The sequence below is a fragment of the Formosa bonchosmolovskayae genome, assembly GCF_051016085.1.
Taxonomy (GTDB): domain Bacteria; phylum Bacteroidota; class Bacteroidia; order Flavobacteriales; family Flavobacteriaceae; genus Formosa.
Genome location: NZ_CP174605.1, coordinates 1,819,848 through 1,843,928, shown reverse-complemented (window position 1 = coordinate 1,843,928; position 24,081 = coordinate 1,819,848). Strand labels below are relative to the sequence as shown.

Below are 24,081 nucleotides of genomic sequence, written 5' to 3'. Positions count from 1 at the left end.
TAAGCGTTATGAGTCCTCTTGAAGTTACACTAACTCACATTTCCCGTATACTAAGTTTTAAAACGGACCAACTTTCTTTAAAACAAGATATAATAAATCATGTTTTTAACTGGGAAAGTATAATTAGTGAAGGTAGCAGACAATTAGTTATTCCCACGTTGTACTCCAGACTAAAATCTAAAGATTTACTGCAATACTTACCCCAAGACTTACAACACTACCTTGCCTACATATTCGATTTAAATAAAGAGCGAAATAACGCCTTATTACAAGAAGTAAAACTTATAAGCTCTTGGTTTAAAACAAAAAATATAGAACATGTATATCTAAAAGGCGCCGCAATGATTGCATCTAATTACTACGAAGACATAGGCGAACGCATGATTGGAGATATAGATATTTTAATTCCAAGAGCACAATGCCAACAAGCCTTCGATGTATTAATAGATAATGGATATACTTACGCAAAAGAACCAACTATAAGCCCTAAGTATTTTGAAGATAAACACCTCTTAAGACTAGCTTCAAAAGATTACATCGGAGCTGTAGAAATACATTTTAAACTTCTAGATAAAGATCAGAAAGCATTACATCCAGTTCATGTCTTAGAAAACAAACAATTTATAGAGATCACAAACATCCCAATTCCTTCTGTGAAACATTTATTAATTCACAATGTGCTGAATTTTCAAATCAATGATTTTGGATCGTTTTATAATTTTATCGGACTTAAAAATTTTTACGACACATTAGTCCTTTTACCTCATTTAGAATTGGATGACGAAAAAGAATTATTTAAAAACAGACATCTTAAAAATAATTTTAATTTAGGTCGGCTTTATTTTAACGACATTCCAAAGCCTCCAACATCGTTAAGACTAACATACAACACTAAAGTCTATCTATTAAAAAACAAATATCAAAATTTCGGGTTTTGGCATTATAAAATCCTCTCCTATATAAAACTTTTAAAACTAGTACTCCATCGTACTTGGTTTTTCCTAGTCAATCGAAACTATAGAAAAGATGTATTAAACGATCGGCAACGCATTAAAGACTTTATTAAATCTAAACTTTAAATGTGACGATCTCGGTTTCTTGTACTATAAATTCTTACCTAATAAGAAACCGCTTCAATTAATCCTTCTTCATTGAGATTATAGCAGACCAACCACCTCCATGCGACATATCTGCCGTCACTTTAGATGTCTGATTTACATCTAGCGTTTCTACCGTATAATCTTCTGCAAAACGGTTTGCATTTACACCATCTTTAAACACTTCCATCTTATAATCGCCAGCCTTAAGAAAAGAAAGGTCTAATTCTAATTGTCTTGACGACCAATCAGTCATCGCTCCAACATACCAAGTATCTCCATTTCTTCTCGCCACAGCAATATAATCGCCAATGGCTCCATGAAGCACTACTGTCTCGTCCCAGGTTGTTGGAATTTGAGTTATAAAATCTACAGTTTCCTGTTCTTTATAATATCGCGATGGAGAATCGCAAAGCATTTGTAACGGTGCTTCGTAAACAACGTACATAGCGACTTGATGGGCACGTGTTCCCATACTCATTGGACGTTTTCCCTTAACGGCAAAATTTTGTCTCTGCGCATTACTCATAGCGCCGGGCGTGTAATCCATAGGTCCTGCCGCCATACGAATAAAAGGAATGGTTACATTATGCTCTGGCGTAATATCCTTACTCCATTTATTATTTTCACTTCCCTTTACGCCTTCGTAATTAATAACATTTGGATAAACCCGTCGTAAACCAGAAGGTTTAAATGAACCATGAAAATCGACTAACAGTTCTAGTCTTGCACATTCTTTTGCAATACGTTCGTAAGAGTTTACAACATACTGATCGTTTCGTTGTATAAAATCTATTTTAACGCCTTTTACGCCCCAACTTTTATATGTCTCTAGTATTTCTTTAAGATTGGCATCCAGAGGTTTCCATAACGCCCAAAGAATAATATCTACATCTTTTTCTTTTGCATAACGAATTAATTCAGGGACATCTATATCGGGATTGAAATCAAGAATTTCCATAGTAGATTTCGTCCAACCTTCATCCAAAATAACGTACTCAATATGGTTAGATGAAGCAAAATCAATATAATACTTATAAGTCGCTGTGTTTAATCCCGATTTAAAATCTACGCCATAAATATTATTGGCATTATACCAATCCCAAGCCACTTTACCAGATTTAATCCACTCCGTATTTTCGATTGCCTGCGGTCTTGCCAATTGATAGGTTAGATTACTTTCTACAAACGTTCTATCGTCGTCACTTATAATAAAAACCCTCCAAGGATATGCTCTTTTTCCTGATACTTTTGCAATGTAATTAGCCTCTTTAGTAATGACCTGATCTCGATCTCCCTGACTTTGTGCATCGACAGCCTCTAAAACATATTTTGGAAAGATAGCATCTACAGATGTATTTCCATTACCTCTAACGAACATGCCTGGATAATCGTGAAGTGCTGTTTCCGTTAATAAAACTTTTGCTTTATCTGTTGTAAACACAACCGGTAGGCTACAAAACTCATTAGATGATATATCTGAAATATTTTTATTTAAATACGCCCGTTCATTATGAGAATACATAGTCGATTCTTGCGGAAAGAAAGATTTTGCACCTACAGGAAAAGTCACCTGTATCTGCTCTGAATTCACATCTCTGTCACGATTCCCCTCGTCAAGAAACTGGTACGCAACTCCGTCGTTATATGCTCGTATATGAAGTTGATACTTGCCTTTAAAAGTTAAAGCTATTTCAGTATATTCATCTTTAATTTCGGCATCCTTATGTGGTACCCCTGGATAAATCATTGTAGAAAATGATTTTACAGTGTGATGTGTTACTTGGGGTTTAACACCAAAGTCTTCCCCCGAAGAAAAATCCATTGCAATTTTAGCTTCTTTTATAATTTCATTCCCTTTTAGAGAAGCAGACCAAGAAATATTATTTGCAACAGTAACTTTAAGCGTTATGTTTTTATCGGGTGATGTAATTTCAAAATTTTGGGAAAACGTTTGCTGACTAATTAAGGTTATAAAAAGTAAAAGCATTATTCTTTTTAACATCATTCTAGAATTATTTTTCATATTTATTTTATTTCACCACCTAAGGATTTGCAAACAATACAATTACGCACTACTAATTTTAAATTTTATTACTTTTTTACAGCTTCAAATTTCCACATCTCTGGACCTACTTCAAATGTAATATGGCTATCTACAACTCCTTGAAATGCTCTAATTTCTTTGTTTGGAATAAACACCCCATTTTCCCATATTAGAGTTCCATTTAAAGTTATCCGTACATAATCATCGTTAGGAATACCAATAATTGCTTCGGTATCTTTTGGGACAACAACAGAAAGTTGAAACGTATCAAGACTATTTACAAATTCACTTTTTATAGTACCTTTAACCGATTGTACAGTTGCCGAGGCTTGAGTAACAGATCCTGGATTTGGAATAATCTGAAACTTAGAATACCCCGGAGTAATAGGTTTGATACCGCACAAATATTGAGACAGAATAGTTAAAGCACCACCACTCCATGCATGATTGGTTGTTCCGCCTCCAAAACCCTCTTTACCAATACCCCAACCCTCAAACAACGTAGAATAATCCGGATGATTCACCATCGGGCCAAAGCGTTTTTTCATACGCTTAATAGCATAATCTGCTTGCCCCATTTGAAACAACGCTTCTAAAACATACTTTTCCATGTACGGACTAGCATGTTCTTCAGTTTTAAAGACTTCAAAAAGAGCTTCATATTTATCTTTATCGGCTAAACCAGACACCACGGCTAACGCCTGACTTCGATCATCGGTTTTTCCTTTATAGTCTGGATGACGGTATGCTGTTCCTGTCCAAAAGTTTCTATTATAACCTACTTTTAAATCCTTCATTTTTTGCCTAAGCTCTACTTCATCATCATGCTTTTCTAACAAAATAGCCATATTAAGAACACCTTTTAAGGCCAAATAATACACACCATTAAAAATGAGCTTCATATCTTTATCTCTTCCCCAATCTCCCCAAATCCAGCCACCACGACGAAGCACTACAGTACCATCTTCGTTAATTTGCCATATTTTTAAATACTTTTGGACACCATCATAAAGATCCGACATCGTTTTTTTATCCTCGGTATGTAAGTAATAATTCCAAAATCCATAATACCCAATACTAGTAAGCATTTGCGAAGGCAATTCTTTATCCCAGTTTCCCGCTGGAATAGGTGAAAATAGCGTAGAGTCTTGTCGTTGCCAGCCTATGAGCTCATACATACCTTTTTTTAGCAAGGCATGGCTATTGGTATCTAAGGCATAAAAAGCCTCTCCTCCCTCGTTTACCTCGTCTCCCCACCATTGTGCACGCTCTCTATCTGGACAATCCATGTACGTATCTCGCATGGTGACATATAAGGTTCGTAACGATTTTTTCCAAATCTTATTTAGAAATTCATCTGAACTGTTGAAACTTCCTGAAAATTCGGTATTATATCCCGTTTCACGATATTTTAAATCTAAAACTTTTACTCCTTTCGGAATTGAATACAATACTTTATGTCCGTTTATCCAACCATAACTTTCGTAAGCTTGCTCGCCCTTTTTAGTGATATACTGTGCGTACATATTATAATCGCCACCACCCTTAAAGTTATCCGTTTTAATCTCAATTATATGTCCTTCTGGAGCTTCTACTTTAAGATATGGCGTAATTTGTAAATTGGCAGGCAAGTCCATACTAATCACGGTATCTTTCTCTGTAGTAAAAGGAAAATTAGGAGTATTAACATAAGGTGTTAATCCGAAATCTTTCCAAAACGGAATCGGACGAAGCACAAGATTGTTCCACGGCTCCATTGGCACAGATCCTAGTACCCGTGCATTTTTCCATTTTTCGGTACTGTAATTATTCTGGTACCATTCACCTAAATCCTTCCTCGCATCGTATCGAATACTCGACTCTGATAACCGAAAGTTAGGAAAAGGTTCTGGACATGTTTCGTAAGCTATATTATGTTTTATTTTCCAGGTGTCGTCACTTAGAATTTGTATTGAAGGTGTGATACATTCAAAGATAAAACCAAATTGTCCGCTACTGTTATGCGAAAAACCATCTTTACCAAAATACCAAGCCAAAACTGAGATTGTATTTTTTCCTTTTTTAAGATACTTGGCAATATCTTTCTCGTCGTAGTAGGTATCGGTTGGGTTTGGCCCACGTTTTAGACCTCCTTCAAAAACAACTAGTTCACCATTCACCCACAGCCAATATTTACTATCTACTGCAATTTTAGCCAAAGCTTCTTTAGGCGCATCATTAAGAGAAAAATCTTTTCTTAAGCTGTACCAGACATTGGAAGTATCTTGAGTGGCTGGCGCAGGATCGGTAATCCAGCTTGCTTTCCATTGGTCTTGCGCAATGGTCTTGCTACAAGGAAATAATACTAAAAAAAATAAAATAATAAATTTTAAAATGCTTGAATTCATCCGTTATGCTTTTCTCTATTTGATATTGCATTTGTCAATGATTCGAGCCATTTTACAGCTGAGGATATTTCTTAAATTTTAAAATGACAAGTACTATCAGATTTCCAATGTACTAAAATAGAAATTAATTTTGTGCATTATAGCGTTTACCATTAATAATACTCCCAAATAGATAGAAAGTCGACAACAATTTGGAACTATATGTTCGTTTTTGAACATATTAAAGAAAGTCGCTACGGTTTCATGATCTAATAATGATTTTGCATTGGCACAGAACATTTTAATTGCATGCAAGAGGATCAATTTGAAGAGAACACTTACTCTACTTTCATGCCTTGCTCTACGCTCTCAGGAACTACTACGGACATATTTTCCTTTTTCCAATCAATTAGTCCTCCTTTTAACTCGTAAACAGCTGTAAAGCCTTCTGAACGCATTTTTTCGGCTGCCTTAGCACTTCGTGCTCCGCTTCTACAATAGATTAAGACTTCTTTTGATTTATCTAAATCCAAAATCTGTTTATTGAAGTCCTCAGATTTCCAGTTATAATTTATAGCTCCTTCTAGGTGTCCGCTGTCAAACTCCTCGGGTGTTCTCACATCCACAACCATAAGTTCTGGTTGCTCACTCATTATTTTAGAAAATTCGTCTACAGAAAGTGATGTGCTTTTCTCTTGAGAGACCACTAAATTAGTATACAATACTGTTATTAGAATTAAAATATATTTAAGATGATTTTTCATACGATAGTAAAATAAAATTATAGAGGTAAAAATTAATACATGTAGGATAAAAAGGCAAGAAAAGGATAATTTTTGAGACTAAAAAGCACTAAGCAACACAAATCAAAATATGTCAAAAAAGGTAGTTTATATAGATCTTCTAATCTATTGAAATATAGAAGCGAATCAACTCGGAGGACTTTATAAATAGCGAAAAAGAAAACTAAAAAGAACCATTGATTGCAGTCTGTAAACTACTAAAGTATCCTTGTGCCATAACTTGTTTTAGATTATGGTATTTGAAACGTGCATATTACCGTGTGAGGATTTTCCAGCTGTAAGTAGTCTACTATTTTCAATTTAAAAGCCCGTACACCTTGTACAACAATTACTTTGTTCTTTATCAAAGACAGGCGGGCTCTAAAGTAAATATTGACTTAAATGACATGGCTACAAGAACTATTTTACAATGTGCTGACAATGGTTTTCTTTTTTTCAAGGATATAAAACACTTGTGAATTAAATTGGTCTGACAAACTTTTAAAAGGAGAGTTTTCTATTTTTGTTATCTGAAAATATTTTAACATTAATTTTTCTAACCTTTTGTGATTGAAGCCAAGGTGGGAATCAATAAACCCATCTAAGTTTCTAATCTCAGGAATTTGTTTTCCGAAAAAACATTTAATACTATTTCTTACATATTTATAACTATGTTCCCCAATAGTCACCCTCCTCATATTTTTAATCAATGAGACGAAACCAATTTCAATTGGAACAGATATTATTACTTTTCCATCGGTATTTAATCTATCAGAAAATTCTTTTAGCATTAACGATTGTGAACATTCGTTAAAATGCTCAAGAGTTTCAAAACATGTAATTACATCAAATTTTTTATTTTCAAATTCCGTTAACGTCCTAAACACTTGTATGTTTTCGGGCGGTGTAATTTCCATAATCGGTTCGAATGCAAACAAGTTTAGGTTGTCTCTTTTTAAATTAAGTTCTGTTAGAAATTTATTATCCCCTGCTCCATAATCTAAAATACTATTAAATTCTTTTTCTAAGACAAGTTTAATTGCGATAGAAAATCTTTTTCTGTGTGAAAATCTTGCAATCACATTTTTACTATTATAAGTATATTCGGAGTATACGTATTCTTTTCTCATATTTCTTATATCTACCAATAATTGGCATAAAAAGCAGAGCATGAAGATATGGGGAGCTTGCTTACTATACACGAGCTAAACCTGGTTACGGTTTTATATATAACGAAACAGTTGGTAACAACTGAAAGTCCTATTTGCTGTATACATTCAGCTTATGGCAAATTTAATAAAAAAGTCTGATTTTATTCTCTATATATGTGCAAAAAGAAATTTAAAGAAATGCTAATCAATTAGTTAATGTTTACTAAATGTTTACCAAAATACTATTACACCTTGTTCTACAGGCAACTATATACCCTGTTTTTAATGGCACTACAGCGAAGTATTGTAAAACACATTTCTGGAATCCTTGACCTAGTTATAGACTTTTCATACCTTGTAATGAACCAAAAGTTTTAAGTGTATAAAAATGGGAACTGTCTCTAAACACGTTTTTAATTATAGTTGAACTATTTATTATTGGTTTAGGCAAGGGTTACCTTTGTTGGTAGTAGTTATTAATCGGAAGGCCTTTCCACAATTACATTCGGTAATATAATCAGGTTTATAACAATTCATAAACTTTGCTGTAGCTTCAATGGATTTATCGTATTTACACCTCATACCCTTTTGAATACTATCTCATAGATAATGTTCAAATATGCTTTTATTCACAAAACAAAAACCTACATTAGTTAGCATAGTAGTCAACAGGAAAAGCCTAAATTACTACATTAATAAACTTATTTAAAATACTCTTTTTTAGTTTTGTTTAAAACCGTTTCAATTAAAATATAGGGACGGTTAGTTATTTAATACAAACATAGTTTGGAGACTATAGAAAAGATGTATTAAATGATCGGCAACGCATTAAAGCATTTATAAAATCTAAACTTTAAATGACTGTGATATCACGTTACAATGATCACTTACATTTACCCTAATTTGTTTCAATTAATCCTCCCTAATTGAAAGTATAGCAGACCAACCACCTCCATTAGACATATCTGCCGTCACTTTAGAATTCTGATTTGCATCTAGCGTTTCTACAGCATAATCTTCTGCAAAACGGTTTGCGTTTACACCATCTTTAAATACTTCCATCTTATAACCGCCAACCTTAAGAAAAGAAAGGTTTACCTCTAATTATCTTGACTGTAAGCTTCCCTAATTAGAACTGCTTATTTATCTAAAATTCCTATAATGTCATTGTTTTTAGTTCTTTTGAGGCTAGCTCAGAAAAATTAAGTTTTGCATATTTTATTGGTGACAATTTATCCAATCCGTACTGAGGTCTGAGATTGTTATAGTCATCCATACAAATTTGTGTTTGCTCCCTCACCTGATTTATATCCTCAAAGATGTATTTATTAAGCACACCTCTTCTGTAAGAGTCATTAAACCCTTCCACAAAAGCTTCTTGAGTTGGTTTTCCTGGTTGAATATATTTGAACTCTATATTGTGACTCCAATCATTGGTTATATGGGCTATGAATTCAGGACCATTATCCATTCTAATTTTCTTTGGTTTTCATTTCTTATTAATAAGATGATTTAGTACCCAAACGATGCGATTACTTGTTAAAGAAAAATAAACCTTAATATGTAGAGCTTCTCTATTATAATCATCGATGATATTAAAAGCTCTAAAGCGCCTTTAATTCTCTAAAACATCGGTTACGAAATCCATACTCCAAGTATGATTGAGTTCGCCTGGAATCTCTAATGGTTCTTTCACTCTTGCAGGTAAACGTTTCTTGACTTTTCTTCTTAACGGTAATAAGAGAAGAAAAAAATTACGATTTCCATTTTGCTCACTATAAAACGAACTTAAAATTTTCACGCACTAAGTAAAAAAATAGTCGGGAATTAAATTACATTTCAAAACACAGGCACTGATTTATAGTTATTTAACAGGATTGGATAGTTTATTAGCAAGAATGCTAATAATAAAAATTTGAAAACCATGAAAAAGCATTATTGGCAAAAGAACAATTCCCAAAGTTGTGGCATTCTGAAAAAGAATTTTAGAGAAAATGGTTCCGTGAACTAATGACTTTTTAGTACCACAAAACTGTGCAGTTATTTTATCTTCAAGATTGAATCCGAGTTTATCGCTTATGATCCCTGTTATGAAATAAGCGAGATAAAATAATATGATGACAGACATGCTAATAACTACAAGATTAGATACCTCTAATGCATTAAATACTTTTTCATCAAAAGAGGTTGCAAAACTTTTGTAGATGATTAATAGAATTACCGATTTATCAAATGTAGAAAGGTAATTGTTGTATCTAGTCGCTAATTTCCCTAAGTAACGATGTAAAAGGAGTCCTAAGATTACGGGTAGTAAAACTTCGGTTATTAATTTAATATAAATTTCGCGTAAGTCAAAATTAGAATTGGAACTGTTTAGAAAAATTCCCATCCACAAAGGCGTAATCGCAATTCCGATTAGACCAGAAATGCTGGCGTTAAAAATAGCCGCAGGAATATTTCCTTTAGCAATCGAAACCATTACCACAGAAGAGGACACGGTAGAAGGCAACGATGCTAAAAAGAAAAAGGCCAACCAAATGTTTTTGTTGTGCTCTGAATGAACAAGTGGTAAAAATAAAAGAACAATCAGCGGAAATAATATAAAAGTAGAAGCTTGCACCAAAAGGTGCAGCTTCCAATTTTTTAATCCAGTTTTAATTTTTTCGGGACTCAGTTTTAGTCCGTAAAAAAAGAATATTAATGAGATTCCTAAACTTGCAATTAAATCTAAGTTAAGCGGACTCGATTTGCTTCCTAATTGTGGAAATAAGTACGCCAAGAATACTGTTGTTGCTATCGCAAGTATGAATTTGTCAATTTTAAAATTCATCTGTTTTTTCTGATTTTTTGTACGCTAAATAATATACTTGAGGTAGCACCGTCAAAGATAGTAACATACAAACAATTAATCCTCCTACAATCATAATTGCTAATGGTTTTTGTATTTCAGAGCCCATTCCTGATGAAAGTGCCGCGGGTAATAACCCCATAGATCCCATCAATGCAATCATTAAAATAGGTCTGATTCTCGCAAATACAGCATTCGAAATAGCTTGTTTTAAAGGCGTTTTATTATTTAAATTCTCTCGGATATTACCGATAAGGACAATTCCATCGATGGTGGCGACTCCAAATAAAATGATAAATCCAATTCCTGCGGATATTCCAAATGTTGTACCTGTAATCCAAAGGGATAGAAACCCACCGATAAACGCAAACGGAATCACAATAAAGGAAACTAAGGTGTCTTTCATGTTTCCATTAAAATTCATCCATAGTAAGAACATAATGAGTAATAATGAAATTGGAACAATCAAAATTAACTGTTTTGTCGCTCTTTCTTTCGATTCAAATTCACCGGCCCATTCCATTTTGTTAGCTTTAGGCAAATGCACATTTTTAGCCACTTTTGCTTTCGCTTCGGCAATCGTGCTTCCTAAATCTCGACCTTCAATACTAAAACCAACAGCGATATAACGACTACTTCCTTCTCTATAAATAAAAGTTGGCCCCGTTAAAAAACTAATTTCTGCAATTTCACGCAACGGAATTTTATTGCCGTTCATAGTTGGAATTAGAATTTCCTTAATTTTATTTTCGTCGTTTCGGTATTCTTTTTGGAAACGCAAACGGACATCAAACATACGCTCATTTTCATAAAAAGTTGTCGCGGCGCGTCCCCCAATGGCCATTTCTACCACTGCTTGCGCATCGGCCATAGCCACACCGTATTTTCCCATCTTTTTTTCGTCGAGTTTGATACGGAGTTCGGGTAAACCGATATTTCGGTACACATTTAAATCTTCAATTCCTTCGACATCCTTGATGCTGTTGGCCACTTGATCGGCATATTTTTCTAATTCGAATAAATCTTCACCGAATATTTTTATGACAAGTGAACTTTTTACACCTGCGACATATTCTTCCACATTATCTTGAATCGGTTGACTGAATCCGAAAACGATTCCGGGGTAATGCTGTAACACTAGGCGCATTTCTTCAATCAACGTTTCCTTATCAATTTTTCGATCCCAATCGGAATTCGGGAATAATTGTATGTGGAATTCGATATTGAAAAATCCTGTTGGATCCGTTCCATCATTTGGTCTTCCTACTTGATTTAAGACAAATCTTACTTCTTTAAATTCTCGTAGATCCGCCTTCATCTCATTGGCCAATCGTTTGGATTCTTCAATATTGACACTATTAGGAAGCGTCGCTCGGATATAAATGGCACCTTCATTAAGTTTAGGTAAAAACTCTGAACCGTGATTCATAAAACCAAAAATAGAAATGATAAATAATCCAATAAAACCATAGAGGGTTGCTTTTCTATGTTTAGATGAAAACAAGAACATTTTAAACAAACCATTTCTGAAATTTCGAGTAATCCAATTTTCTTTTTCTACAATGTTTTTGGTCAAAAGTACTTTACACATTGCAGGAACGTAAGTTAAACTCAAAATTAGAGAACCAAACAAAGCAAATCCTAAAGTGTAAGCCAATGGAGAAAACATTTTTCCTTCTACTTTTTGAAAAGAGAATATCGGAAGTAAAGCAATAATTAAAATGAACAGTGCAAAGAAAATATACGAAGCCACTTTGCTAATGCTCTTTTTGATAATACCTCCTTTGGCAATTTTATTGAAACGCTCCATTCCCAGTTGATGGGCTTTTTTCTCCAATCCTACAAAAACGACTTCTGCGACGACTAAAGAACCTTCCAAAAGCAAACCAAAATCTAAAGATCCCATAGAAATCAGGTTAGCAGGCATGCCCATAATGCGCAACATAACTATTGCGAACAAAAAGGCAAGCGGTATTACAGAAGCCACAATAAAGGTCAGTCTCCAGTTGTACAAAAAGATAAAAACGATTAACGAAACCAAAACAATTCCTTCCACAAGATTTTTAGTTACCGTGCTAACTGTTGTATCGACCAACTCCGTGCGATCAATAAAAGGTTCGATTTTTACATCTTTAGGCAAAATTCGATCATTCAAATCGGCAATTTTATCTTTCAGCCGTGAAATAACGTCACTTGGTGTTTCACCACGCAACATTACTACAATTCCTTCAACCAAATCATTATCGTCCTGAAGTCCAACTACACCAAGTCGCGGTTTGGCCGAAATTTGCACTTCGGCAACGTGTTTTACTAAAATAGGCGTAGTGCCTCGAACTTCAATAAGAATATTTTCAATGTCTTCAACACTTTCCAACAAACCCACCCCGCGGACAACGTATGCTTGACTGCCACGTTCAATGACATCTCCACCGACATTGATGTTGCTTTTGGATACCGCTTCGTAGACTTCCAAAGGCGACAAACCGTAATTGGCTAATTCGGTAGGATTGATTTTTATTTCGTAAATTTTCTCTTCACCACCAAAACTTACCACATCGGCAACTCCTGGAACGGCAACTAATTCGCGTTCGATAACCCAATCGTGAAGTGCTGTCAATTCTTTAATTGGTCGGTCACTTTTAAGTACATAACGGAAAATTTCTCCCGTTGCACCATACGGCGGATCAATACTTGCATCAGCCCCATCAGGTAAATCAACGCCTGTTAATCGATTGGAAGCATATTGCTGTGCATAAAAATCATCGATTTCATCTTCAAAAATTACCGTCACAACCGATAATCCAAAAAGGGAAATAGAACGAACTTCTGCTTTTTTCGGAATGGTATTCATCACTTTCATCATCGGAAGTGTGACAAATTTCTCAACTTCTTCAGCACTTCTTCCTGGCCATTGCGTAATAATTCTCGCACGCGTATTGGTTACGTCTGGAAAAGCTTCGATAGGCGTATGGATGTAACTCACTACACCTGCAATAAATAATAATGCCGTTAGAAAGAAAACAATTAAGGTGTTTTTTAAGGAAAACGAGACTATCCCTTGAACAAATTTTTGCATGTCAATTAGTTTTGAAAGTTTTTAATTTGTTCGTAAACAAGAATCTGATTTTCAGAAACGATTTTGTCATTTTCATTTAAACCATTGTCAATAAAAGTGGTTCCGTTGCTTGAGTTCAACGTTTTTACGTTACGGATTTCTTGATTACAATCATCTTTATAAACCACCACAAAATTTTCATTATTATCAAAAATTAAAGACGAAGTTGGTATTGAAAAGGCTTGCGTGTTTTTATTATTTAAAGCCATAACGTCTACTAACATTCCTGGTTTTAAGGCGATGTCTTTGTTTGAAATTACAATTCTAGCTTTCAAAACTTTTGCTTCAGAATCAAAAACGTGGGTGATAGCAGTTACTTTTCCTTTAAATATTTTATCAGGATACGAAAGCGTTTTGATATCCATTTCCATTCCGTTTTGAATGTTTTTCACATTCGTTGCATAAATGTTAACCATTACCCAAACATTACTTAAATCGGAAATCGTGAACAAAGGTTCGCCTTCCGTCGAAATCTGTGTTCCAGTGGCTATTTCTTTTGAAGTGACATAGCCAGAAGCAGGTGCTTTTATTTGAAAAACGCCTTTTTCTGAACTCGCGCTAAATAAATTTAAATTGCTTTCAACACGATCTTTATTGGCAATATGAATGTTCAAATCGCTTTGTGCTTCTAGTACTTCTCTTTGCGAAGCCACTTCGTCTTTGAACATCGATTGTTTGGCTTCATAATTTTTTCGAGCCACTAAAATTTGTGAATCTAAATTCTTTAATTCAGCTTTCAGTGCGCTCAATTCGGTACTTCTTAATTCGGCTAAAACTTGCCCTTTAGTGACTTTATCACCCAAAGAAAAATAGGTTTTTGAGATTACGCCACTTACCAAACTCACAAAATTTACGACTTTATCAGGATTGGCTTCTACAGCACCAGTAAGCGGAATTCCTTCAACAACCGCAGAAAGTGAAGGTTGTGTGAATTCTAATTTTTGAAGTGTTTCTTTGCCTAAACAATGTTGTACTTTGTCTGGTTTTTCTGCTATTTTTTCTTTCTTTTCGCAACTGAATAAGAAAAATGAAAAAAGTCCGATTGTTATTATGATATGTTGTGTTTTCATGTTTTATTTATTGAATTAAGTCTATTCCGACAGTATAATTGAGTTCTTCTGATTTATCGTGCACCTCTTTTTTTGCCTCTATAATGATTTTTTTATTTACCAGATAAGCATCCGTAAAATCAAGATATTCGAGAAGACTGATTTTTCTTTCCAAAAAATTTTTGGTGTAATTTGCCCATAAAGTATCCAGATCTTTTTCGTAATCCCGTTCAATATCATTGTGAAAAAGAATGGCCTGGTTTAGGTTTTGATTGGCCAAAACTATTTCATTTTCTAACGCCAAGTCTTTTTGTTGAAATTGTGTTTCGGCTATTTCCTGACCAATTTTGGCCGATGCGATATTGCCTTGGTTTCTGTTAAATACGGGCAAATCAAAACTCAACCCGAAACCAATAAAATCCCACATCGCATTTCCTCCTCTGTCATAAGCGACAGAAAAATTTACATCAGGTGTTTTTTGCGATTTTTCGTAAATAAGAAGTTTTTCAGAATATGTTTTTTCTAATTGTGCTAATTTGTAATCTGGACGATTTTCTTTGGCTTTTTCAATTAAATTTTCTGCCAAGAATTGGTTGGGAGTTACAATTTGGTTCCAATAATTGTCATCAAGAATTTCAAGATTGAGAGTTGGATCCAGGCGCATCAGCATTTTTAATTCCTTTTGAGATTCGTTTGTTGAAGCAATAACATCCGTTAATTCTTTAGAAATTTCTAGTTCTAATGCTTTGATTCGGATGTATTCTCCTTTCGGAAAATTACCCTGATCTACCTGATTTTTATAGGCTTTGGCCAGTTTTTGAACTGAGTTAAACTGATTTTGATACACACTTTTACTCAATTGTAAATATTGCAACTCGGTAAGTTTATTTCGGAATTCGATTTTCAAACTTCGCAGTAAATCTTCAAAATATTGCTTTGATTTTTCAACCGAAACTTGTTCAACAGCGATTAATTTTTTACGTTTTCGTGCTGTTTGTACCAGTTGTTCCAGTTCTAAACCCGCTTGCCTGTTTGTACCTAAAATATTTCCGAGTGGTGGAATTACTTCTTGACCACCCGTTTGTGCATCGGTCGCCCAAAAGTTAACTTGGTCCAATGTAAAGGTCGGATTTGGCCAAAGCTTGGCTTGTATTACCTTGGTTTCTGCTTGAGATATTTGCAGTTCTTCGGCAAGAAGTGATAAGTTTTCTTTTAGAAAAATAGCTTCACTTTCTGTTCGACTTAATTTTAATGTCTCTTGAGCATTGGCCAAACAGGAAATTAAGAGAATTGATAAGATTAATTTTCCGCGCGTTTTACTATTCATTATTAGGTCATTTTAAGTAGTGCTAAAGTCATCACAACAACCTTAAAAAGACCTTAAAGAGTATAAATTTTAGCTTAAGGGAAATCGAACTTCAAAGAGATTAACATTGTAAGAAGGTGTAAAATACCCGATTGTTCCTGAGTTTAGGGTAATTATTTTTTTGGTTAAAACTAATCCTAAACCAAAACCAATTTTTTTACGACTGTTTTCTCCTCTAAAAAAATGGTGAAATAAATATTTTTTTTCTTCTTTCGAAATTGTGGGACCAATATTAGAAAAGGATATTTTTAGTTCAGTTACCGAAGAGCAGTCTATTTTTATATGTGCTTTACCATTTTCACTGTATGAAATGCAATTGACCATTAAATTTAGCAAAGCTTGCTCTACAAGCATTTTATTGACATTTAATACTAAACATTGTTCTTCGATAGTATCAGGAAAGTAATTAACCTCAAAATGAAAATGGGGATAAATAAGACTCAGTTCGGCGATGTTGTCAAAAATCACCTCATCAATTCGGGTATTTTGTTTTTTGATTTTTAGTCCGGATTCTACTTTTGAAATTTCAAGCAATACATTTATAATAGTTCCTAAAGATTTGGCTTTGTTAATTTGGTTCTCAATTTCAGGTTGAATTTCTTCAATGGTTTCCAATTTTTTGATGCGTTCTAATTCAGAAACCAAAACCGCGATAGGCGTTTTTAATTGATGTGAAATATGATTGATGGTATGTTTTTGAAATGCAAAAGTTTCATTTGTGCGTTTGATTAATTCATTAAAGCGATTGGTTAAAAGATCTAATTCAAAAGAAGAGCTTTCAATTTCAAATTTGGTAATCGTATCATTTCCCAAATCAAATTGACGTAATCGCTCAGAAAATTCTCTTAAAGGTTTTGAAATTATATTCGAAAGATATAAGGAAACTAAAATTATAATAATCGAAATAAAAATGAAGATTCCAATCAAAACACTTCTTAAAAAATAGATTTTAGAATAACCAAAAGCATCGTAAGCTTTGCTAACAGCGTAATATTGTTTTGATTTATATTTCATAGAAACACCAATCAAATCGTATTTTTCTTCGGTAGTTTCAATCCAATTTTTGGTAGGAGAGAGGTTTTGGAGAATTTCGGGATATTTTTTTATGGATAAATCATCGATACTGGAGAAAATGAGTTTTTTATCGGCATCGAACACCATCATTTTTTCATCAAAAAAATCGTGAATGGTCAATTCGTCCATTATATGAGCCAAATCTTCGCTCATTTGTTTGTATTTGGAAAGTTGTTTTACGGTATACGTAATTTTTTCTTTTTGCTGCTGCTGAAATTTCTCTTCTCGATATTCTGAAAAAAGAAAATACACAATCGTGAGTGAAATCGCCGAAAGGCAAATCACGGTTGTCGTAAAATAAAGGATTATTTTATTTCTAATTTTCATCGTACATCCAAAAAGTAGCCGTAACCCACTTTTGTTTTTATGGTATTTTTGTTAAACGGTTTGTCTAATTTATTTCTTAAAAAGTTGATATACACTTCAATGGTATTGGTATTGGCATCGAATGAATTTCCCCAGATTTCTTTGATTAATTCTGCTTTTGAGACAATTTCGCCGTTTTTTTCCATCAATCGAAATAGAATTTGATATTCTCTCGGCGTAAGCAAAATTTCCTGACCGTTACGAGTGACTTTTTTCATCGCATCGTTTAAAGTAATGTCTTCGGCTACAAGCATTGAATTGTTTTCAGATGAAGAAGTATTGGTTTTATTTCTTTTCAAGAGCGAATTTATCCTTAAAAGTAATTCCCTCATATAAAAAGGTTTCGTCAAATAATCATCGGCACCACAATCAAAACCTTGGACTTTATCCTCCAATTCTCCAAAGGCAGTCAACATGATAACAGGTGTAATGGTATTGTATTGTCTAAAATCACTACACAAATCAAACCCATTTTTTCCTGGAAGATTGACATCCATCACAATGCAATCAAAAGTAGTTTTCTTAAGCATTCGTTCAGCCAGAAAACCATCGTAAACCACTTCAGTAGTTAGGTTTTCTGCTTTTAAAGCTTGTGAAATATTTTGACTTAACGTCTGATCGTCTTCAATAATTAAGATATTCATAGTTGCAAAGTTATTACTTGTATTATAAAGAACTTTATTTTGTTTAATAAATCGCTATTATTTTTATTGGATGTTTTCTTGAGTCTGGTTTTGTGATGGTTAATCTATGATTCATTATTTTCCTAGAAATATTACAATTGCTGGTTCTTCAAATCGTTAAGTAACTTTTATCCGCTCAACTTCAAGCTTATGAAAATAGACATTAAAGGTCACTCTTTTTTAAAACACATCATTTTTCCGGCAGTTTATTTCAAATTAAAAGTTATATCTGGAATTACTACATTAGAGTTTAAGCAAAAAGTAGTAGAATTAAGTTATGCCAAAGACAATGTAAAGCAAGTCTGTGAAGACTTGGACATATTTCCATCTGTGCTTTATCGTTGGCCTAAAGAGTTAAAAGATTACGGTAAAAACAGTTTTCCTGGTCGGGGTAAGCCTAAAATGACTGATGAAGAGAAAGAGATAGATCGTTTAAAAAAAGTTTTAAAAGAATCAGAATTAGAGCGTGATATCTTAAAAAAGGCGATTGGCATCTTCTCCGTGAGTGACAAGAAAAATACAGGTTTATAAAACAACACCTATTAAAATTTCCTATTGAGGCGAGGTACAAAGTATTAAAGGTAAGCAAAAGCGGTTATTATCACTGGTTACGATCAGGATCAAGTAAGTTGTGGATAGAAAACCAAAAGATAAGCTCGCTTGTTAGAAGCATATTTGAGAAGAGTTTTCAAAGCTATGGTTCTCCAAGGAAAAAATCAGAATTGGAAGCATTAGGCTATAAGGTGTCTAAACCCAGAGTAGCCCGTATCATGAGAGCTAATTATTTGTTTGCTAAACGAAAACGTAAATTTAAAACAACCACAGATAGCAACCATAATTATCCAATAGCTCTAATTTACTTAACCAATGCTTTGATGTTAATCGAGAAAACCAAGTTTGGGTAAGTGACATCACTTATATTCAAACCAAACAAGGTTGGCTGTATCTTACGGTTATTATCGATTTACTTAATAGAAAAGTAGTTGGGTGGTCTTTAAGCAAAGATCTTACTACAGATAACACTATTGTAAGTGCATGGAACATGGCTATAAAAAATACCACCTTGCATGAGCCTATAATGTTTCATTCTGATAGAGGTGTACAATATGCAAGCCAAAGGTTTACCTCTATTATTAAAAGCTATGAAGGGTTAGTCATGCAATCTATGAGTCGCAAAGAAAACTGTTGGGATAACGCTGTGGCAGAATCCTTTTTTGAATCATTAAAAATAGAATGGGTATATCACCACAACTATAAACTGTCTGAAGCCGAGTTATCTATCTTCCAATGGATAGAAATATAATAATAATAATAATAATAGACGAAGACATTCCATTTTAGGAAACAGAAGAGAATTTGAAGTAGATATGTATAATCATGAACTAGCAGCATAGTCATTCAATTAATTGCCCAGTTTTTTGTTGCAAGTCCATTATTCTTATTACCATTCTCGAAGAGGATGTACTTATCGTATTAGTGCAATATCAGCGAATAACATATTTTCAGAATACTTGAATCATTATGTTACACGAATTGAATTTGAAAAGCTTTACACTCAAATTATGGCAGAATGTTTTAGAATAAACACAACAGAGAACTACGAGCAAAAACAAAGAATAATTTCAGAACTTAAAGAATATGAAAAGAGGCTTTCTTACCTAAGAGATCTTTTGGCTTTCCATCAATTGGCAATTAAAGGTGATACTGAAATGAAAGAGGACTATGATGGTAAGATTAATAGACTTGAATTAAAATTGTCAACATTAAATGATGATAAGATTGACTTGCGTGACTTACTTAAAACAGGAATTAAAAACCTTCTTAAGTTAGACAGATGCTTGAATAATGAAGATTTGATGAAGTCTAGGGTATTAATTTGTTCAATTTTTATTGAAAATTGAACAATTCAAGAAAATGAATTTCGAACCACTAGGATAAATGAGGTTGTGAAGATTATCTGTAAGATTAACAACGAGTTAGCCCAAAATAAAAAAGGGACTAAGAAGGATATTTCTTCTTTGTCCCATGTAGTGACCGCGAAGGGATTCGAACCCCCAACCCTCAGAGCCGAAATCTGATATTCTATCCAGTTGAACTACGCAGCCATTGATCCTACCTTAGCAGGACACTTAATATATTGTACTTAGATTAAACTAAGTGCTTTTTTACTAAAGTCGAGATGGTTTTACCGTCCGCTTTTCCCGCTAATTGCTGGTTAACAACGCCCATAACTTTCCCCATGTCTTTCATACCTTCCGCACCTACTTGCGCGATAGCATCTACAACCACTTTTTCAATTGCAGCTTCATCTAATTGCTCAGGTAAAAACTGACTAATAACTTCGGCTTGTGCCAATTCTGGTTCTGCTAAATCTAAACGGCCTTGTTCTGTAAAAATCGAAGCACTATCCTTACGTTGCTTTACCAATTTAGACAAGATTTTAATCTCTTGCTCTTCGGTAATTTCTTCTTTAGATCCTGTTTCTGTTTGTGCTAATAACAACTCAGACTTTACTGCTCTTAAAGCCGCTAAAGCTGTTTGGTCTTTTGCTTTCATGGCAACTTTCATTGCGGTCATGATATCTTGTTGTAAACCCATAATATTTATTTCCTGCGAAGATAAAAAGAAAAACCCAAAAACATCCTAGAGTTTTTGGGTTTTACTAGCTTAAATTAAACTAAAATTTGCTATTAATTTAATCTACATTATCATGTAAAAACGAATTATTGCTTCGTAATTGAATATCGTTATTATCGTCTACACTTAAACTCGTTCCAGACATATTATTTTCTGACGAATGTTGTGTTTCATACAAGTTTACACCTTGACGTTTGTACGCTGGAATTTTTTCTATTTCATCAATTTTAGATGTATTGAATTTATAGTTAAAATCTTTCATTTTTCTACGACGCTCTTCCGCTCTTTCTTTAAGCATTTCTGAAATAGGCGTATTCATTGGGTCTATAGGCTGATCTGGTGTTTGTGGCGCCACTTTTGTAGGTGCAACATACTCATCTTTTTTAATGAAACTCACCTCATGATCAAAATTACTTAAAGCGTCATCATGTACAGGTTTTTTCTCTTGCTTAGCAACAACTTTTATTTCTTGTTCTGGCTCTTGCTCTTCATAATCATCAAGTACATATCTAACTTCACCTTTTTTACCAGATTCTGTTACATTAATTAACTCTACATATTCATTAACAGGAGTATTCTTAACATCGTCGGTGTCTTCTAAAGCATGCTTAATTACTTCTTTCGGAGCATCCTCAACAGTACGTTCTTGTTGTAATGGCATATCGAATGTTAAAGTAATTTGCTTCTCTTCATCTTCTGGAGTTTCAGTAATTGTACTTCCTGCTTTTACTTCTGTAAAAACGAAATCATTTACATCTACATCGAAATCTGATAAATTATCGAAGGTCACTTCAATGTCTTTTATGGCATCTGTAGTTGGCACAATATCTATGGTATTAGTTGGTTTTGGACTCTCCTTTTTAATAGGAGCATCAAAATCTTCTAAATCATTAATATCTAAAGTATGCTTAATTACTTCTGGCGCCTTTTCAACTTTAGGAGTAACCTTTGGTACAGATACTGGCTCACTTTCTATGTTAGATACAGTGTCTTGTTTATCTAATTTTTGATCATCAGTTAAAGAGTGCACTACTTTTTTAGCTTCTGTATTAGAAATTTCGTCTTGCTGATCTAAATTAAAACCTGTAGCAATAATAGTCACCGCGATAGATTCATCTAACGATTCGTCTTCACCAACCCCCATAATGATGTTAGCACCATGACCAGCTTCGCTTTGAATGTGATCGTTAATTTCTCCTATTTCGTCTATAGTAATTTCTTGAGCCCCAGAAACAATTAGCAACAACACATTTTTGGCACCTTGAATTTTATTATCATTTAGTAAAGGAGAATCTAAAGCTTTCATTATCGCGTCTTTCGCACGGTTTTGACCAGACGAAATTGAAGACCCCATTATAGCAGAACCACTATTACTTAATACCGTTTTGGCATCACGTAAATCGATGTTTTGTGTATAGTGATGTGTAATAACTTCTGCTATACCACGAGCAGCTGTGGCTAACACTTCGTCTGCTTTAGAGAACCCGGCTTTAAAACCTAGGTTTCCATAAACTTCTCGAAGTTTGTTATTATTAATTACGATTAAAGAATCGACTACATTACGTAATTTCTCAATTCCTTTTTGAGCTTGTTCATTACGCATTTTACCTTCAAATTGAAAAGGCATGGTAACAATACCAACGGTTAAGACATCTAAGTCTTTAGCCATTTTAGCAATAATTGGAGCAGCACCCGTACCTGTACCACCACCCATACCGGCCGTAATGAAAATCATTTTTGTATTGGTATCCAACATACGTTTTAAGTCGTCGTAACTCTCTACAGCAGATTGCTCACCTATTTCAGGATTTGCACCAGCTCCTAATCCTTCTGTTAGATCTAATCCTAACTGAATTTTATTTGGAACTCCACTGTTTTGAAGTGCTTGTGCATCTGTATTACAGATTACAAAATCTACACCTTTTATACCTTGTTGGAACATGTGGTTAATGGCATTACTACCACCACCACCAACACCAATAACTTTAATTACATTTGATTGGTTCTTAGGTAAATCAAATGAGATACTTGCGAATTCTTTGTTGCTGCTCATAAATTCTTTTTTACTGGTTTTTAATCTTTACTTTTATCTTTATACTTTGTGTATTGCAAAATCTGTAATAAGATTTTACATATCATTCTTTTTATTCTGCGTTGTCCAAAAAATCTTTGATCTTGTCTGTAAATCTGTCCAAAAAATTTCTGCGCTCCTTTACTTCTTCGGGCGGCGTTTCTTTTAACTCTTCCTTTTCTTCTAAAGTGGCCTGAGACACGGTTTCTGGACTCTTAACTTCCTCTTCTTCGATTTCTTCGACTCTAATCTCGCGTTGTTTACGTTCTTGATATTTTAATCCATCTAATACTAAACCAACACTTGTAGCATATAACGGACTCGTAATATCTTCATTACTATCTCCCGCTAAATGCTCGTTTGGATATCCAATTCTGGTATCCATTCCTGTAATGTATTCTACTAATTGCTTTAAGTGCTTTAATTGTGCTCCACCTCCGGTTAATACAATTCCGGCAATTAATTTCTTTTTCTGCTCTTCGTGACCGTAATTTTTTATCTCTAAAAAGACTTGCTCGACGATTTCCACCACACGCGCATGAATAATTTTCGATAAATTTTTCAGTGTAATTTCTTTTGGATCTCTTCCTCTTAACCCAGGAATAGATACAATTTCGTTGTCTTTATTTTCTCCTGGCCATGCAGAACCAAATTTAATCTTCAATAATTCGGCTTGTTTTTCAATAATAGAACAACCTTCTTTTATGTCTTCAGTAATCACATTTCCTCCGAAAGGAATAACTGCTGTATGACGAATAATCCCATCTTTAAAAACAGCTAAATCTGTGGTTCCTCCTCCTATATCGATAAGAGCAACACCTGCTTCTTTTTCTTCCTGACTTAAAACAGCATTTGCCGATGCCAATGGCTCAAGCGTTAAACGCTCTAGTTCTAAATCTGAACTTTTAATACAACGACCAATATTTCTAATTGATGATACTTGACCAACTACCACATGGAAATTAGCTTCTAATCTACCACCATGCATTCCGATAGGCTCTTTAATCTCAGGCTGACCATCGATTTTATATTCTTGCGGTAATACATGAATAATTTCTTCACCTGGAAGCATCACTAATTTATGAACCTGATTGATTAATTGATCGATATCAGTCTCATCAATAACAGTTTCCGAGTTTGGCCTTGTGATATAATCACTATGCTGTAAACTACGAATATGTTGTCCGGCAATACCCACGGTTACGCCTTCAATTTTAGTTCCTGCAGAAGCTTCGGCCTCTTGAACGGCTTGCTGAATAGACTGAATGGTCTGGGTAATATTACTTACCACACCACGGTGCACACCCAAACTTTTGGAGCGTCCTATTCCTAAAATCTCTAATTTTCCGTAATCGTTTTTACGCCCAATCATGGCCACAATTTTTGTGGTCCCAATATCTAATCCAACTGCTATATTATGTTCCATAGT

15 protein-coding genes, 1 tRNA gene and 3 pseudogenes are annotated in these 24,081 nt (G+C 34.1%); 3 read left to right on the top strand and 16 right to left on the bottom strand.

Annotated features, from left to right (window positions below):
• The first annotated feature begins 8 nt into the window (after positions 1–8).
• A complete protein-coding gene (locus ACKC83_RS07760; RefSeq protein ID WP_434037623.1) occupies positions 9–1,079 on the top strand; it encodes a nucleotidyltransferase family protein in 1,071 nt (356 codons plus the stop codon).
• 58 nt (positions 1,080–1,137) lie between these two features.
• On the opposite strand, the gene ACKC83_RS07755 is transcribed toward ACKC83_RS07760, so the two are convergent.
• From ACKC83_RS07755 to ACKC83_RS07700, 12 genes and pseudogenes are all read right to left on the bottom strand, one after another.
• Positions 1,138–3,123, bottom strand: a complete 1,986-nt coding sequence (locus tag ACKC83_RS07755) for a glycoside hydrolase family 97 protein (protein ID WP_434037622.1) — start codon at positions 3,121–3,123, stop codon at positions 1,138–1,140.
• A gap of 68 nt (positions 3,124–3,191) precedes the next feature.
• Positions 3,192–5,531: an alpha-L-rhamnosidase C-terminal domain-containing protein gene (locus ACKC83_RS07750; RefSeq protein WP_434037621.1), complete on the bottom strand. Its 2,340-nt coding sequence runs from the start codon at positions 5,529–5,531 to the stop codon at positions 3,192–3,194.
• A 317-nt stretch (positions 5,532–5,848) separates the two neighbouring features.
• On the bottom strand, positions 5,849–6,274 hold the full coding sequence (locus ACKC83_RS07745) for a rhodanese-like domain-containing protein (RefSeq protein WP_434037620.1): 426 nt from the start codon (positions 6,272–6,274) through the stop codon (positions 5,849–5,851).
• A 443-nt stretch (positions 6,275–6,717) separates the two neighbouring features.
• Entirely contained in the window at positions 6,718–7,422 is a 705-nt protein-coding gene (locus ACKC83_RS07740) for a methyltransferase domain-containing protein (RefSeq protein ID WP_434037619.1), read from the bottom strand.
• A 933-nt stretch (positions 7,423–8,355) separates the two neighbouring features.
• Positions 8,356–8,535, bottom strand: a pseudogene (locus ACKC83_RS07735) (glycoside hydrolase family 97 C-terminal domain-containing protein); the annotation flags it as partial.
• Between the two features lie 47 nt (positions 8,536–8,582).
• A pseudogene (locus ACKC83_RS07730) lies at positions 8,583–9,223 on the bottom strand (integrase core domain-containing protein); the annotation flags it as partial.
• 84 nt (positions 9,224–9,307) lie between these two features.
• Positions 9,308–10,273, bottom strand: a complete 966-nt coding sequence (locus ACKC83_RS07725; protein WP_434037618.1) for a bile acid:sodium symporter family protein — start codon at positions 10,271–10,273, stop codon at positions 9,308–9,310.
• Complete coding sequence (locus tag ACKC83_RS07720; RefSeq protein WP_434037617.1) at positions 10,263–13,367, bottom strand: efflux RND transporter permease subunit; 3,105 nt, start codon at positions 13,365–13,367, stop codon at positions 10,263–10,265. The genes ACKC83_RS07725 and ACKC83_RS07720 overlap by 11 nt, the downstream gene beginning before the upstream one ends.
• A gap of 5 nt (positions 13,368–13,372) precedes the next feature.
• Entirely contained in the window at positions 13,373–14,476 is a 1,104-nt protein-coding gene (locus ACKC83_RS07715; RefSeq protein WP_434037616.1) for an efflux RND transporter periplasmic adaptor subunit, read from the bottom strand.
• Between the two features lie 7 nt (positions 14,477–14,483).
• Positions 14,484–15,782 carry a TolC family protein gene (locus ACKC83_RS07710; protein WP_434037615.1) on the bottom strand — a complete coding sequence of 433 codons (1,299 nt, stop codon included), beginning with the start codon at positions 15,780–15,782 and terminating at the stop codon, positions 14,484–14,486.
• Positions 15,783–15,851: 69 nt separating this feature from the next.
• Positions 15,852–17,222, bottom strand: coding sequence for an ATP-binding protein (locus ACKC83_RS07705; protein WP_434037614.1), 1,371 nt, complete (start codon positions 17,220–17,222; stop codon positions 15,852–15,854).
• Positions 17,219–17,905, bottom strand: a complete 687-nt coding sequence (locus tag ACKC83_RS07700) for a response regulator transcription factor (RefSeq protein WP_434037613.1) — start codon at positions 17,903–17,905, stop codon at positions 17,219–17,221. Before ACKC83_RS07700 ends, ACKC83_RS07705 begins: the two co-directional genes overlap by 4 nt.
• Before the next feature lie 231 nt (positions 17,906–18,136).
• Between ACKC83_RS07700 and ACKC83_RS07695 the strand changes: the two are divergent.
• Both ACKC83_RS07695 and ACKC83_RS07690 read left to right on the top strand, forming a co-directional pair.
• Positions 18,137–19,338 (top strand): annotated as a pseudogene (locus ACKC83_RS07695) (IS3 family transposase).
• 168 nt (positions 19,339–19,506) lie between these two features.
• Entirely contained in the window at positions 19,507–19,845 is a 339-nt protein-coding gene (locus ACKC83_RS07690) for a hypothetical protein (protein WP_434037612.1), read from the top strand.
• 130 nt (positions 19,846–19,975) lie between these two features.
• On the opposite strand, the gene ACKC83_RS07685 is transcribed toward ACKC83_RS07690, so the two are convergent.
• The 4 genes from ACKC83_RS07685 to ftsA all read right to left on the bottom strand — a co-directional run bounded on the left by ACKC83_RS07685 (position 19,976) and on the right by ftsA (position 24,078).
• Positions 19,976–20,049: transfer RNA gene (locus ACKC83_RS07685), tRNA-Arg, on the bottom strand.
• 43 nt (positions 20,050–20,092) lie between these two features.
• Complete coding sequence (locus ACKC83_RS07680) at positions 20,093–20,542, bottom strand: GatB/YqeY domain-containing protein (protein ID WP_414036271.1); 450 nt, start codon at positions 20,540–20,542, stop codon at positions 20,093–20,095.
• A gap of 97 nt (positions 20,543–20,639) precedes the next feature.
• The gene (gene ftsZ, locus ACKC83_RS07675; RefSeq protein WP_434037611.1) at positions 20,640–22,634 is read right to left on the bottom strand and encodes a cell division protein FtsZ; all 1,995 of its coding nucleotides are present in this window, start codon (positions 22,632–22,634) and stop codon (positions 20,640–20,642) included.
• A 91-nt stretch (positions 22,635–22,725) separates the two neighbouring features.
• Positions 22,726–24,078 (bottom strand): cell division protein FtsA, encoded by a 1,353-nt coding sequence (ftsA, locus tag ACKC83_RS07670; RefSeq protein ID WP_414036273.1) that lies wholly within the window; start codon positions 24,076–24,078, stop codon positions 22,726–22,728.
• Between the last annotated feature and the right edge of the window lie 3 nt (positions 24,079–24,081).